Annotated in this window: 13 protein-coding genes; 7 read left to right on the forward strand and 6 right to left on the reverse strand. The window is 54.6% G+C overall.

What is annotated here, in order from left to right:
* The first annotated feature begins 238 nt into the window (after positions 1 to 238).
* Together IE065_RS10890 and IE065_RS10895 are read left to right on the forward strand one after the other, a co-directional pair.
* Positions 239 to 1,360 (forward strand): glycosyltransferase family 4 protein, encoded by a 1,122-nt coding sequence (locus IE065_RS10890; protein WP_189514920.1) that lies wholly within the window; start codon positions 239 to 241, stop codon positions 1,358 to 1,360.
* A 127-nt stretch (positions 1,361 to 1,487) separates the two neighbouring features.
* Positions 1,488 to 2,543 carry a LacI family DNA-binding transcriptional regulator gene (locus IE065_RS10895; protein ID WP_189514922.1) on the forward strand — a complete coding sequence of 352 codons (1,056 nt, stop codon included), beginning with the start codon at positions 1,488 to 1,490 and terminating at the stop codon, positions 2,541 to 2,543.
* A 60-nt stretch (positions 2,544 to 2,603) separates the two neighbouring features.
* Here the strand turns inward: IE065_RS10895 and IE065_RS10900 are convergent, their stop codons facing one another.
* The 3 genes from IE065_RS10900 to IE065_RS10910 form a co-directional block, all read right to left on the reverse strand.
* Positions 2,604 to 3,641 carry a Gfo/Idh/MocA family protein gene (locus IE065_RS10900; RefSeq protein WP_189514924.1) on the reverse strand — a complete coding sequence of 346 codons (1,038 nt, stop codon included), beginning with the start codon at positions 3,639 to 3,641 and terminating at the stop codon, positions 2,604 to 2,606.
* A gap of 2 nt (positions 3,642 to 3,643) precedes the next feature.
* Positions 3,644 to 4,669 carry an HAD family hydrolase gene (locus tag IE065_RS10905; protein WP_189514927.1) on the reverse strand — a complete coding sequence of 342 codons (1,026 nt, stop codon included), beginning with the start codon at positions 4,667 to 4,669 and terminating at the stop codon, positions 3,644 to 3,646.
* A 150-nt stretch (positions 4,670 to 4,819) separates the two neighbouring features.
* Positions 4,820 to 4,966 carry a hypothetical protein gene (locus IE065_RS10910; RefSeq protein ID WP_189514928.1) on the reverse strand — a complete coding sequence of 49 codons (147 nt, stop codon included), beginning with the start codon at positions 4,964 to 4,966 and terminating at the stop codon, positions 4,820 to 4,822.
* On the opposite strand from IE065_RS10910, the gene IE065_RS10915 reads away from it, so the two are divergent.
* Positions 4,954 to 6,048: a hypothetical protein gene (locus IE065_RS10915; RefSeq protein ID WP_189514930.1), complete on the forward strand. Its 1,095-nt coding sequence runs from the start codon at positions 4,954 to 4,956 to the stop codon at positions 6,046 to 6,048. The genes IE065_RS10910 and IE065_RS10915 overlap by 13 nt on opposite strands.
* 24 nt (positions 6,049 to 6,072) lie before the next feature.
* Here IE065_RS10915 and IE065_RS10920 read toward each other — a convergent pair whose 3' ends face one another.
* Entirely contained in the window at positions 6,073 to 6,762 is a 690-nt protein-coding gene (locus tag IE065_RS10920; RefSeq protein WP_189514932.1) for a JAB domain-containing protein, read from the reverse strand.
* An 81-nt stretch (positions 6,763 to 6,843) separates the two neighbouring features.
* Here IE065_RS10920 and IE065_RS10925 point away from each other — a divergent pair, with 81 nt between their 5' ends.
* The 4 genes from IE065_RS10925 to IE065_RS10940 all read left to right on the forward strand — a co-directional run bounded on the left by IE065_RS10925 (position 6,844) and on the right by IE065_RS10940 (position 10,294).
* The gene (locus IE065_RS10925) at positions 6,844 to 7,689 is read left to right on the forward strand and encodes a hypothetical protein (protein ID WP_194500028.1); all 846 of its coding nucleotides are present in this window, start codon (positions 6,844 to 6,846) and stop codon (positions 7,687 to 7,689) included.
* A 109-nt stretch (positions 7,690 to 7,798) separates the two neighbouring features.
* A complete protein-coding gene (locus IE065_RS10930; RefSeq protein WP_189514936.1) occupies positions 7,799 to 8,203 on the forward strand; it encodes a Co(2+)/Mg(2+) efflux protein ApaG in 405 nt (134 codons plus the stop codon).
* Positions 8,204 to 8,262: 59 nt separating this feature from the next.
* Positions 8,263 to 9,618 carry an MBL fold metallo-hydrolase gene (locus IE065_RS10935; protein ID WP_189514938.1) on the forward strand — a complete coding sequence of 452 codons (1,356 nt, stop codon included), beginning with the start codon at positions 8,263 to 8,265 and terminating at the stop codon, positions 9,616 to 9,618.
* A 61-nt stretch (positions 9,619 to 9,679) separates the two neighbouring features.
* Positions 9,680 to 10,294: a hypothetical protein gene (locus tag IE065_RS10940; RefSeq protein WP_200163333.1), complete on the forward strand. Its 615-nt coding sequence runs from the start codon at positions 9,680 to 9,682 to the stop codon at positions 10,292 to 10,294.
* Between the two features lie 57 nt (positions 10,295 to 10,351).
* Here the strand turns inward: IE065_RS10940 and IE065_RS10945 are convergent, their stop codons facing one another.
* Both IE065_RS10945 and IE065_RS10950 read right to left on the reverse strand, forming a co-directional pair.
* Positions 10,352 to 11,176, reverse strand: a complete 825-nt coding sequence (locus IE065_RS10945; protein WP_189514943.1) for an inositol monophosphatase family protein — start codon at positions 11,174 to 11,176, stop codon at positions 10,352 to 10,354.
* Positions 11,176 to 12,435, reverse strand: a complete 1,260-nt coding sequence (locus tag IE065_RS10950; RefSeq protein WP_189514945.1) for a diaminopimelate decarboxylase — start codon at positions 12,433 to 12,435, stop codon at positions 11,176 to 11,178. Before IE065_RS10950 ends, IE065_RS10945 begins: the two co-directional genes overlap by 1 nt.
* Positions 12,436 to 12,496: the final 61 nt, after the last annotated feature.

Genomic DNA, 12,496 nt, shown 5'->3' on the forward strand with positions numbered 1-12,496 from the left:
CGGCCAGATTTTCTTGCGAATAGGTGACTTTTGGCAGGTCATTCGGGCGAGTTACTTGAGTAACTGGGTGTTTTTGCCTCTTCAGGTGTTTTGCTCGCACTTTCCAAACAGACTCAGGCTGGGTAGTCCCCTCCTCGTTCTTTGGTGGAATGAACCGTAGGCCTTGTTTGGCAGGATTGTTTTACCGTGGTCATTATTTCTGCTGGGCGCGGTGGTCAGAAATCTATTAATTCATGTCATGCACGATATTAACGCACCGACCGTATTGCACTTTGTGGGTGCCGGACGAGATGTAGGGGGTACGCTCTCCTACGTGCGTTCGCTCACACGTCAGAATGGCGCACGGAATGTCCTCATTGTGCAGAAGGGCTTCACTCAAACGCGGGAGCCCTACATGCGTTTATTAAAAATTAAAGAGGGCGATTACGGCTCGCTGGTTTCACCGATGGCGGCTTTGGACAGCCTGAAGCAGATTTTTTGGCTCCGGCGCAAACTTGGGCGTCATCCTCGTAGGATTTTTCACGGTCATTCACGCGGTGGGGTGCTCATTGGAATCGTCTTGGCCCTTTTAGGCTACAAAAATGTGGTCGTCACGATCCACATCAATGGCAGCCAACGGTGGTTTTATCAGTTGGGGCATCGGATACTGAAAGATCGGATGATCTTCCTCTGCCCTGCGATGAAGCGCTATTACGGCCTGTCGGCAGATAATTGGCGGGATTGTATTCCCGGCAGTGTAACGCCAAAAATGCGTCGCCCCGGTAAAACCAATCCGCCGTTTTTTGGCCCGCAGAGCGAACAAAAGCTCACCCTTGGTGGCTGTGGTATTGTGGTGGCTTGGAAACGCTGGGAGATCATTCTGGAGGCATTGGGGATGCTTTCGCGGGACCTGCGTAGCCGCGTGCGATTCGTCCATGTGGGAGATCCGTTGGACGAGGCCATTTCCAAGGAATACGCTCAGAGGCTTCGCAATCTGGTGACGCAGCATCAGTTAGAGGACATCGTCGAGTGGCGGGGGCACCAGAATGACCTCAACGACTTTTATTCCGAGATCGATTTACTCGTGCATCCGGCTGAAAACGAGCCATTCGGCTTGTCAGTGGTGGAGGCTCTTTTTGCCGGGACGCCTGTGCTGGCCAGTGATAGCGTTGGAGCGGCGGACTTACTGAAAAAAGAGAACGGCCTGACCTTCCCCACGAATGACGCCCGAGCACTGGCGTCCGTAATTGCCAGCATTCTCAGTGGTGAGACGCCTTTCCCGCGGGTCAATCGCCAGAGCCTTCGCCCACTGGAGCCTGATTACCTGGGGGCGCGTTGGGCCGAAATCTACGCCCGCCTTATGGATCGCACATTGGCCTAAACGTGCAGCTTTGGTAACACACGTCGGATGGATCAAATCGGCGGTTTCTTAAGCGCAGGCTTTGCATGGGGGGCTTAGACGCTTGCTTCCTGCAGTGAGATAGCAAAAACTGTCTGCATTACCCGTAATGCCAAGTAAGGCTCCAACCCTGCAAACTATTGCTGATCGCGCTGGCGTGTCCAAAAACACCGTGTCATGCGCGTTGCGTGCGGACCCGCGTATTCCAAAGAAGACGCAGGAGCGCATCCGGCAAATTGCCAACGAGGTAGGCTACCGCCCCAACCCGATGGTCGCCGCTTTAATGCAGAGCTTACGACAGGCACACCCAGTTGCCAAGTCGGCAAATTTGGGCTTCGTCCACTGTTTGGATGGTCCGGATGAATGGCGGAGCCGCAGTTATTACCTGCAACTTTTTCAGGAGGCAGAAGCACGTGCCAACGAGCAGGGCTATAACCTGACTCCGATCTGGGCAGGAGACCCCGAAATGACTCCTGAGCGCTTTACTGGGGTGCTGCGTAGTCGCGGGGTTCTGGGGTTGGTGATTGGGCCAGTTTCGACCTACAAACGGCTACCTGTCGAGTGGCAGCACTTTGCTTCCGCGGCTTTGGGTGTCTCGCTCAAGGAGCCTTTGCTGCACCGCGCTGCGACTTTTTTTGCTCACACGATTCCCCGGGCCTGGTCCGAGTTGCGCACTCTGGGCTATCGCCATATTGGGGTCATCTTTTCTAGTAGGGACAATTTGCGGGTCGATTACGCGCTGGAAGCGGGTTGTGCCATTCAGCGGTCACAATTGCCTAAGGGAGAAATTCTACCGATTTTGCGGCGAGAATCACTGACCCAGGAAGAACTCAATGACTGGTTACTGGAGAATCAGGTCGATGCGATCATCTCCGCCTATGCCCACCACATCGTTTCTCTACTAGAAAACTCGGGCCGACGTGTTCCCGAGGACATCGGGCTCGTTGCCTTACTCAGTGAGTGGGAAGAACTGCCCGGTGCCTTTATCCGACGGGATTGGGCCGCGATTGGCTCCGCCACGGTGGACCTCGTGATCGGTCAACTCTTGCGCAACGAACGCGGCATTCCCAAGAAACCCAAAACGGTGCTCATTGAGGGTGAATGGGACCCCGGCAACCTCGTTCCCTTGGAAACTGCAAGTAGCCAGGGTAATTCAGCACCCTAGGAAATTCGGACTTGGATGGCACCCCGAACGGTTTGCCGGCCTTTTTAGAATGATAATGCCTTACTGATAAACGGCGGGCAGGGCCTTGCCTGCCTTGGCGCTTTGGCCTGCGAGGTCAAGGATGTGGATTGGGCGGCGTGACCACTCGGGCGTGATGATCAAGTCAGCTTTCCCGGTCAGATACTCCGCCACGTTTTGGTAATAAAGCTCCTGTTGGGTCTCCTCCTGCTTGCCTTCGATGGTGGTCTTGCTTGGGCCATCCTTCTGGACGAGACGGTAGCTTTCGTGGGGGTCAAGGAAGGTGACGGAGCCTTTGGTGCCAACGACGCGCATCATGCCAGCTGCGGGGTCACTGTCCAAGTTGGTGATAGTCAATTCGACACGGGCACCACTGGCAAAACGGACAATTGCGGTGGCCTCGTCTTCATTGGCGTCATCACCCCAACGGGTTTGATCGGCCCAGAAGCCATCGAATGCAAAACCGGACACTTCGACAATCTCGCTCTTGATAAGCTGGAGCGAATACTCAAGCAGGTGCACGCCCCAGTCATAGAGTTGGCCGCCGGAAATCGTACGGCTGGTGCGCCACCAGTCACCGGGCTTAACGCGGGTGCCCATGCGACAGTGGATCTTGTAAATTTCGCCCAATTTATCCTCGGACAGTAGCTTGATCGCGGTCAGCGGGATGCCATCCCAGTGACGGTTGTGGTATGTCGAAAGCATGACGCCGGATGCGTCAGCAGCAGCGATCATCGCGTCGCATTCAGCCGTGGTGATGGCCAACGGCTTTTCGCAGACCACATGGCGGCCAGCCTTGAGCGCCTTGAGGGCCAGCTCAGCATGGGTATTGTGTGGCGTAATGAGCACAATCAGGTCGACATCAGAGCCAGCCAACATTTCGTCGATGGAGGCGAACTTTGCAATGCCGGGGAAGTCGGTCGTCGCGGCTTCGAGTCGGGTAGGGTCCATCTCAGCAACGGCAACCGGGACCATGCCCTGGGCCTTGAGCTCATTGAGATGTTTTTTTCCCATGTTGAAGGCACCGCCGTAACCGACAACGCCCACTTTGATGTCACTTGTTTTGGAGTAGGATTTCATGCTTAATCGAAAAGGTCTTTTTGTTCGTCTGTTGGTTCTGGATCAAATTTTTTCTGCTCGGGTGGGTGCTGATGCCGGGGCGGCTTTTTCACCCGTAGGGCCAGGGCGGCTTCGCTTTCGGCTACAAGGCGTTCGCAAATGCGGCGGACTTGCATCTTGAGCCAGCGCGTTGTCTGGGAATTTGCGGTGTAGTCGGCCGGGCCGTAGCTGTCCACTCGGCCATCCTGCAGGAGTTGGTCATTTTGCAGGAACTCGTTTTCGCGGGCGGGATCGTAAACCGCGTAGGTCTTGCCGCCATTGCCTCGAACCACGGAAAACACGGGCACATCACTGGGGCCGTCGGCGATGTAGATCATGTTTTCGATCGGTACGCGGCGGTCTTCCGGCAGCATTTTCGAGTTTACGTCGATATCCGCGTTTTTGTTGGAGCCCTTGTTGATCTCGAAGATGTAGCGGGTTTTGATGGTGTTGTCGACCATGACGCCGATTTGGCTGATCTCAAAGTCCATTGGGATCTCTAACTCGTTCTGATTGAGGTAGAAAGGAGGAAGTGGGGATTCAATGAACTCGCATCCAAAGACACCATCGACCTCGGGAGCGATTTTGCAGCCACGAATCATCTCGGCCAGACCCGTGCTGACGATGTAGTGCTCCAGTACAATATCATGTTGGCGAAAAGCAGCCTCAGATTGAGTGACCGTGCGCAGCTCATGGAAGCACTCAGGCAAGCCGGGATAAAGCAAAAGCTCAGCGCCTAAATCGCGCAACATGCTGTTACGCAATCCTTTAAGTGGCCCGTTTTTGATGTAGCTGAGGAGGTGATTCAGATAAACCGTGTCTGGCGATACATGGACCCCTCGTTCGCTGTAAATTTTGGGCAACTCGTTGACTTCCCGCCAGAAAATTTTTTCGTCGATATTGTATCGGCGGAAGAGTGGTTCCTGCATGTAGCCGGGGATAAGTGTCTTATCAAAATCCCAGATACAGGCGACAATGCGGCGACGGTTCAGGCTATGGGCTGCGGACATGGTGAATGTGGTCGCCAAATACTGGCCCAGCTGTCCGTCACAGGGCGAGTCTCAAAACGCGTCGGGGCACTTTTCCTCATCGGACATGCTTACAAATCTACCTGCAATCTTAGGTTGAAAAACCCATGCGCTGTGTGTTGGATAGGGGAACTATGGACCACCGTTTCCCTCCTGGTCCGCCGCCCCCCCCCCCTGGCGGTGGTCAGAGGCCCCCTTTTTCAAGAGGAATGGGTCCGCCATCAGGCCCCCCCCCTCACGGGCCACCGCCAGGCCCTCCTCCGCCGATGCGGCCTCCACGGAAGAAACCTGGAGAAGAGGACCCAGACGCCCCCATTCGCAAGGGCCGATGCCTGATTCGCGAAGATGACAGCTATACGCCCAAGCCTGCCTTGGCTAACGTTGACAAGCCCAAGGCGAAGCCAGAGCCAACGCGGACTCAAAAATCATCCGATTATCGGCTGATTAACGACATTCGCGTCAGTAAGAATTTTTTCTGGGTAACGGCTTCAGCACTCGGGCTGATCCTGATCGCGTCGATCGGTGTCCCCGTTTTTCAAGTGCTCCGCGATGCACCAGACCGGATGAAAACTGCGGAAGCTGAAACCGAACCGAGTGATTCAACCTCAGTGACGACCGAGCCGGGAATACAAGCATCTCCATTGCGCGATTCCTATCAGGAATTAAAATCCGCCGCCCTCCGCCGGATTGATGAGCCAAAGTCGAAATTGGAAGAAATCCTGATCGCCAATGCGGAAATCACCGGTATGGCCAATGCACGGACTTGTTCGGCTGAAGGGACTGCGATAGCCAACGGTCGCCAATACGACCTGAATTTCTTCGCGAAAGCACCGAATCTGTTGCGCCAAGTCCTGACCTTGGATGACCTTAAAATCACAAGTGTCTACAATGGCACCGCTGGTAAATTGGAGGCGATGGATTACACGAAAAAACGCTCAGTCGAACGAGACATGACGCAGTTGCAGGATCTTACAATACTGATGTCGTCGCTCCCCAATTTGCCGATTTGGCAGTATGAAGCGGATTCGACGAAGATTAGCGATGGCGGGCAGCAGATATACGAAGGCGAGCTTTATTATGTGGTGGTTAACCGAGGTATTCACCTCTTTGAGATCATGCACTACTTCGACATCGAAACCAGTTTGGAGCGTGTGCGCCGAGCTACGGTCATTTCCGATGATCAGGAATTAAGCATTACCGTCAAATTTTCGGAGTATCAACAGATCGGTCAATTTTACACCCCGATGGAAATCAACGTGTTGGAGGAATCTGCGGTACAAGTAGTTAGTAAGATACTCGTCGAGAAATGGAGCTTTAACCAAGGACTTTTGCCGAGTCTGTTCAGCCTCGACAATTCTTAGCCCCCCCCTTCGGCGCATATATCGCTAGAGTAGTTCGCGATCCAGAAAGGATGTCGCGCTGTCCGAGGTGGCGATAATGTGGTCGAGTAATTGAACGCCGACGGCCTTGCATGCTGCTTGGATGGCCTCGGTCAAGCGCAGGTCTTGCGGCGAAGGCTCCAATTCGCCAGTTGGGTGGTTGTGCGCAATGACAACATACACCGCATGGCGTTGAAGGGCGGCCCGAGCTACTTTTTGCGGGTAAACACTCGCACGATTAGGCAACCCGACCTCCAACCGTTCGATGCCGTTTTTCATGAGCTGGTAGGCATGGTCGAGGTAGGCAACTTCGAAGACTTCGTTATTCAATTCGCCGAGACGTGCGCGCCATAGGTCGATGAGAGAATCCACGCTGTCGAGCATTGGCCGTTCCTCGGCTTGCTGACGCAGGTAAAGGATCATCGTTTCCTTGATGATGCGTAGTGCGACTGGCGTCACTTGGCCAATACCGTCTTGGGCTTGTAATTCGTCCAAAGGTGCATCGAGAATGCCCTTGAGCGACCCAAATTTTGCGAGCAGGGCCTTGGCTAATGGCTTGGTGTCCCGACGGGGGATGCAGAGCGTGAGTAGCAGTTCGATGGCTTCATGGTCGGCAAAATGGTCCAACCCCCCCCGCATAAATCGCTCGCGGAGGCGCGCCCGGTGGCCGAGATGGTGCGGCGTATCCTCGCTCATGGCGGCGGACTTTCAACGAGTGGTGCCCAGGCCTCAAGCGTCAATATCGAAGATTGCAATTTTCCTAAAAATCAGTAGGGTATGAACATGCGATTGTTAGCCTACATTGTTCTGGCCCTACTTGGCGGGGTGACAGCTCATGCCATTGAGGTTGGGGACACCCGCACTGCAGTCATTGCGGAGTTGGGATCGCCAATTGGAGAGCTGGACCTTGGTGATCGCGAACGTCTGATGTTTGCTGCGGGCAATGTCACGCTAGTCAACGGAGTTGTGCAGAGCTTTGACATTAAGTCTGCGGCTCAGCTCGAGCGACAGGAGGTCATTGCCCAACAGATCGCTGCTCAGTGGGCTGAACGCAATGCTGCTGAGTTGGCAGAAAGTATCGACAAAGGCCGTGCTCAATTGGATTACTTCAAGCTCTCCTCCACGAAGTTGACCGATCAAGACATCAAATCCCTCATGGCGCATTGGATAAAAATCCGCAATGAGTCCCCCGAGGCCGATATTACCGCAGAGTATGACGCCACTCTTGCACTGGCAGAGGCACGGGCCGACGAGATTGCCCGTAATCGCGAGGAGCAGCGCATTACAGAGCTTGAGCGCCGAGTTGCGAATGCCGAACAGCGCGCCGCTGCCGCCCAACAGCAGGGATCCTATTCGCAGCAAGTTTCTTACACCTATCCTGCGTGGTACTATCCCCCAGCCCCACGATCGGTGGTAGTCGTTACTGGCAGCGGGGTTATCACTGGCGGTGGTGGTAATTGCTATCCACAGCGTCCCGTGCGCCAACCTGGACTTTCGGCGAGCTACACCAGTGATAATTTCAGCGTAAGCTATAGCAGCGGTTACGGCAGTGGCTATAATCGCATTGGCTCGCGCTTCGTCCCGCAATCTCGCCCAATTACCATCACGCAGACGGGCCAGTAGCGCCTGCGATAGGTACCGTATTAATTGAGCAGCTATTTGGCTGAATTATCGGTTCAAAGTCTGATGGAAGCTGCTTCCCTTTGCTTGGGAAGTTGCTAGGATTTCTTCAATGCCCGATTCCCAGCCGCAAAAAGCCGCCGTTGAGTTGCCTGGCCTGCGGGTGTTGGTCGATAAAGTGATCTACCAACAGATCGAAGATCCGAGCGACGAGCGTGCGTACGCATTTATCTATTTCATTACGATTGAAAATCTGTCGGACCGCACCGTTACGCTGCTAGGGCGCAAATGGATCATTGATCACGAGGATGGCAGTAAGCTGGTGGTCGAGGGGGATAAAATTATCCAGCAAACACCTCGCCTCGAACCCGGTGAGAGCTTTTCTTACAACAGCTACCACGTGAGCAGCCAGGACGCGACGGCGGAAGGTGCTTTCCACGGTCTGGACGAGCAGGGTGGGGCAATTTTTACACGTATTCCGCGTTTTACCATGAACATTCCACACGAAGAAAATTGAAATCAGCTCAAGACACTCTGCCATCGACTCCGCCTGAGAAGGATCCACACTCATCGATTATGAAACTCACGGATTTAGGGCGTCAAAGGCGCATCGGTGCGAATAGCCTGTTGGCGGAAATTGGGCCATTTCGAGTTCTCATCGACGCCGGGCTCGATCCCAAGTCAGTGGGGCGGGATTCCACACCTAATTTTGACTTGTTGGGTGCGGGACCGCTGGATTTGGTTGTGTTAACGCATTGCCATCTCGACCATTTGGGTTCGTTGCCAATTGTCTGCCGCGAGCACCCGGAAGCGCTTTATGTGTCGAGCCGTGCTTCGCAGATGCTTGCCCAGCGTATGCTCCGCAATTCGGTCAATGTGATGAAGCGTCAACGCGACGAGTTACACAACAGTGACCTACCGCTCTATACTTTTAATGAAGTTGACCAAGTGGACCGCGCTTTACTCGGGATGGCCTTTGGCCAGTCACGTAAGATTGAGCGCGACGGCGAGGAGTTGGTCTTTACACTGCATCGTGCCGGGCACATTGCCGGGGCCGTTGGTGTGAGCTTCGTTTACAAGCACCGCCGCATATTTTTTACGGGTGATGTAATGTTTGGGCCGCAAGCGACGCTCGATGGCGCAGACTTTCCGCTGGAACAAACGGATACCCTCGTGATGGAAACTACGCGCGGCGCTAAAGGCCGTGTGCCTGACCGGTCCAGAGAAAGCGAAGTCGAGCGGCTAATATCCACCATTGCGCACACTGTTTCGCGTGGTGGTTGCGTGCTCATCCCAGTTTTTGCACTTGGGCGTATGCAAGAGCTATTGCACCTGCTTCAGGAGGCACGTCAGCGGGGCCAATTGCCGGAATGTCCGGTCTTCTGCACAGGACTAGGGATGGATATCGTTGATTATTTTGACGCTATCACGCGCAAGATTGGTGGACTACATTTCCGTCGAACGGTGCTCAAGGCGCTTAAAGTTCAGCCGCCACCGCCGTTCAAGCCTGGCCGCAGCCCTGGTCAAGGTGGCATCTATCTACTCTCCAGCGGAATGATGGTCGAGCACACGCCTTCTTATCATGCTGCTGCCGCGATGCTGGACGACCACGCCAATTCGATTTGTTTTGTCGGCTACTGTGATCCGGAGACGCCGGGGGGAGAGCTGCTGGCTACTGCCCATGGAGATAGCTTTTTGTTTCGAGTGATTGACCACGCGACTTCTGTCCGTGCTCAAATTGAGCAATTTGATCTCAGTGGGCATGCTGACCGAGATGAGCTGCTGCAGTTCGCACGCACGCTCGACCCGCGCACAGTGGCCCTGACGCACGGTGATCCCGAGGCCCGTGAATGGTTCTTTGACCAACTGATGGACTCCAACCCGAAGCTCCAAATTCACGATCTGCTGCCCAATGAAGTTGTCAGCATGTGAAATTAATCCAAAATATTGATTTGAACCGAGTAATAGACTCTATAAGATTTGTTCTCAGGTCATGGGAAGCAAAACTTTGTCAGTCGTTTGGTGGCGTATTTTAGTGTTAGTCGGAATGATGTTCGCATTGGGTACGGTGGGCGCGGTTAATCTGCCCTTGGCCTTTTTCTTCGATGATCCAGAAGATGATCGCGAGGAAGCAATTGAAGATGCGGGCGAATGGTCTGAGTCAGATTTGGTGACGGTTAATCGGCCTGGCTTTACATTGCAGTATCCTAAGGATTGGCGCCTTGCCACGAATCAGGCTGATTATAAGCCAGATAGCCTTTTCACTATCGAAACACCGGGTTCCTCCCACATTGTTATTGAGATTTTCGACGCTGCGCCGGGCATGGATGTCAGCGGTGCGATGGATGATGTCTTACAGGCCCTCGACGGGCCTGCGGTTGAGACCTATTCCTACGGCAGCTTTGAAACATGGGGTAATTATAAGGGTGTCGGCAAGCACCTGAAGGGCAAAATTATGAGTATGATTCCCGGTGGTTGCCGTGTGTTCGCCGCGGTTGTCCCTGGCACCAACAAGGGTATTCTGATTACGGAATTTTATATGTCCGAGGACCTGCCAGTCGCCTTGCCCGGTTATGACCTGATCAGCCGGACTTTGGTGTTTAAGTGAGCAAATCGTTAAGGAAAGAGTGATGTAGGGTTAGGCCCCACCGTTTTCCCCAATGCTTCAAATATCCAGCTTAGCCGCGGCTTCAACGAAGGCCAAGGAACCAGCGGCAAAACGTAGCTTAGGCTGATCGACATGGAATGAGCGAAGTGGGAACACCGGTTCAGTGTACCAGTGGAATTCACCACCAGCACCCTTGATTAGGGCGTAAGCTGCGGCTATATCCCAGACCTTGACACGACAGTCCAAGCTGCCGTCCAACTTACCCAATGCCGCGTAGGTCAAAGCGAGCGTGCTGCTGCCAAACGAGCGCACGCGATAGGTTTCTAGCCAAGGCTGGAGCGTATCTGCCTCTCCGGCACCCAGAGGGAAGTGCAGTGAAATGATGCTGTGCCTGTCCAGCGGAGTCGACTTTACGGTGACTTTCGTATTGCCGTCGAGTACTCCAAAATCCGGTCCACCTTCAGTCAGGACGCCACGGGCCAGATCATAAACAAAGCCGTAGATCGGCTCGCCGTTGCGTAATAGTGCTAGCGAAATCGCGCACAGAGGGATACCGAAGAAGTAGTTGTTGGTGCCGTCGATGGGATCAAGTACCCAGCAAAATTCAGCTTCGAGCGACATCAGTTCGTCTTCCGGACTGGATTCCTCGCTGCAAAAATCGTCCTTTGGGAACGAACCCCGCAATTCAGCGAAAAGCTTTTCCGAGATGGCGAAGTCTGCAAAGGTGACACGAGTGTCATCGGCCTTCCAATCACTCGCGACAGAGCCGAATTGACGATGAAAGAAATCCACCTGCTGCTGGACTGCTACGCGCCCGGCATTAATCCGGTGCCGGACGCTGGTTGCCGGATCGCGGCGTAGTTTGGTGGCAAGTTTACCCATTATACTTCATCAACTTCGTTTTGCAGGATCTGTTCCAATGTCTGTCGACGTCGGATCAGCCGCAAGGTTCCATCCTTTTCCAGCAGTGCTTCAGCGGCCTCGGGGAAACTATTGTAATTCTTTGCGCTCATCGATGAGCAATACGCGCCAGCACCTTCGATAACACACAGGTCTCCTATTGCAGCCTTGGTGAGTGTGCGTGGCTGGAGGGATTCCGGATCATCCGCGCCCACCGTCAACACGTCGCCTGATTCGCAACAGTGGCCAACGACGAGATAATCCGCAGTTCCTTCGGTTGGTTCGTTGGGCGAAATGATGATCGGGTGCTGTGCAGCGTAGAGGGAAGGGCGGAGAATTTCCGTCATCCCGCCATCGAGCTTGAGGAACTGGCGTCCATCGAGCCCGCCAGTAGCCACGATATCCTGCACGGTCGTGAGCAGGGAGCAGGCATTGGCGAGCAGGAAGGTGCCAGGCTCGATTTCCAAGTGGATCTTTCGGCCGGTTTCTTCGGCGAGGGCTACAAAGGCCTCCTTGACCGGTTCGCCGACGACTTGGAGGTCCGTCGACTTTTCAAAATCCATGCGGCCGACCTTGAATCCGCCGCCCAGATTGAGCGTCTTGACGTCCGTGAATCGGCGTACGAGAGCCAGACTCAGGTGGGAGACGCGCTCCCAGACGGCTGGATCGCTGCCGGAGCCAATGTGTGTGTGGATGCGCTCGATGGTTAGATTGTTGGCTTGGGCGATTGCCTCGACTTCGTCTGCCCATTCATGCCAAATGCCAAAGCTGGAGTGCGGGCCGCCGACGTTGGTTTTGCCGGTGCCACCTGAGCCAAGGCCTGGGTTAAAGCGGACGCCACATAATTGGCCGGGGAAGAGTTGGCCGAAACGCTTGAGCTGTGCAAGGGAACAGGCGTTGAAGCGGATGCCCGCCGCATGCAGTTCACCAAAGTCTTCCGGCATTTGTTGAGTGCTGAGTGAGATGTTGCCCGCAGGAACGCCTGCCTTGAGGGCGCGGCGGACTTCCCAGCCCGAGGAGGCGTCAATGTGCAGGCCGAGAGAGGTGAAGCGCTTAAGAATAGCTGCATTGGGGGAAGCCTTCATTGCGTAGCGGACGGTCAAGCCGAAGGCATTGGGGAAGGCTAGCGTCCGTCGCGCCTGTGTTTCGAGGGCGTCGGCGGAATACAGATAGAGTGGCGTGCCGTAGGCCTCGCGCGCGTTTTGGCTCTGCTGGGTGGTTATGTTACGCAGTGTTTCCATACTGAAAAAACGTTGAGGAAGGACTACTTTCGCTGCCTTTGCCAGACTGTTTTCTGAGTGA

This window comes from Cerasicoccus arenae (assembly GCF_014651635.1).
In the GTDB taxonomy this organism is placed as follows: domain Bacteria; phylum Verrucomicrobiota; class Verrucomicrobiia; order Opitutales; family Cerasicoccaceae; genus Cerasicoccus; species Cerasicoccus arenae.

What these genes read in the sequence shown, in the direction of transcription:
- IE065_RS10925 (WP_194500028.1), top strand. Translation starts at nt 6,844, where the DNA reads ATGAACATGCGATTGTTAGCCTACATTGTTCTGGCCCTACTTGGCGGG.
- IE065_RS10890 (WP_189514920.1), top strand. Translation starts at nt 239, where the DNA reads ATGCACGATATTAACGCACCGACCGTATTGCACTTTGTGGGTGCCGGA.
- IE065_RS10895 (WP_189514922.1), top strand. Translation starts at nt 1,488, where the DNA reads ATGCCAAGTAAGGCTCCAACCCTGCAAACTATTGCTGATCGCGCTGGC.
- IE065_RS10940 (WP_200163333.1), top strand. Translation starts at nt 9,680, where the DNA reads ATGGGAAGCAAAACTTTGTCAGTCGTTTGGTGGCGTATTTTAGTGTTA.
- IE065_RS10905 (WP_189514927.1), bottom strand. Translation starts at nt 4,669, where the DNA reads ATGTCCGCAGCCCATAGCCTGAACCGTCGCCGCATTGTCGCCTGTATC.
- IE065_RS10915 (WP_189514930.1), top strand. Translation starts at nt 4,954, where the DNA reads ATGCGGCCTCCACGGAAGAAACCTGGAGAAGAGGACCCAGACGCCCCC.
- IE065_RS10930 (WP_189514936.1), top strand. Translation starts at nt 7,799, where the DNA reads ATGCCCGATTCCCAGCCGCAAAAAGCCGCCGTTGAGTTGCCTGGCCTG.
- IE065_RS10900 (WP_189514924.1), bottom strand. Translation starts at nt 3,641, where the DNA reads ATGAAATCCTACTCCAAAACAAGTGACATCAAAGTGGGCGTTGTCGGT.
- IE065_RS10920 (WP_189514932.1), bottom strand. Translation starts at nt 6,762, where the DNA reads ATGAGCGAGGATACGCCGCACCATCTCGGCCACCGGGCGCGCCTCCGC.
- IE065_RS10935 (WP_189514938.1), top strand. Translation starts at nt 8,263, where the DNA reads ATGAAACTCACGGATTTAGGGCGTCAAAGGCGCATCGGTGCGAATAGC.
- IE065_RS10950 (WP_189514945.1), bottom strand. Translation starts at nt 12,435, where the DNA reads ATGGAAACACTGCGTAACATAACCACCCAGCAGAGCCAAAACGCGCGC.
- IE065_RS10945 (WP_189514943.1), bottom strand. Translation starts at nt 11,176, where the DNA reads ATGGGTAAACTTGCCACCAAACTACGCCGCGATCCGGCAACCAGCGTC.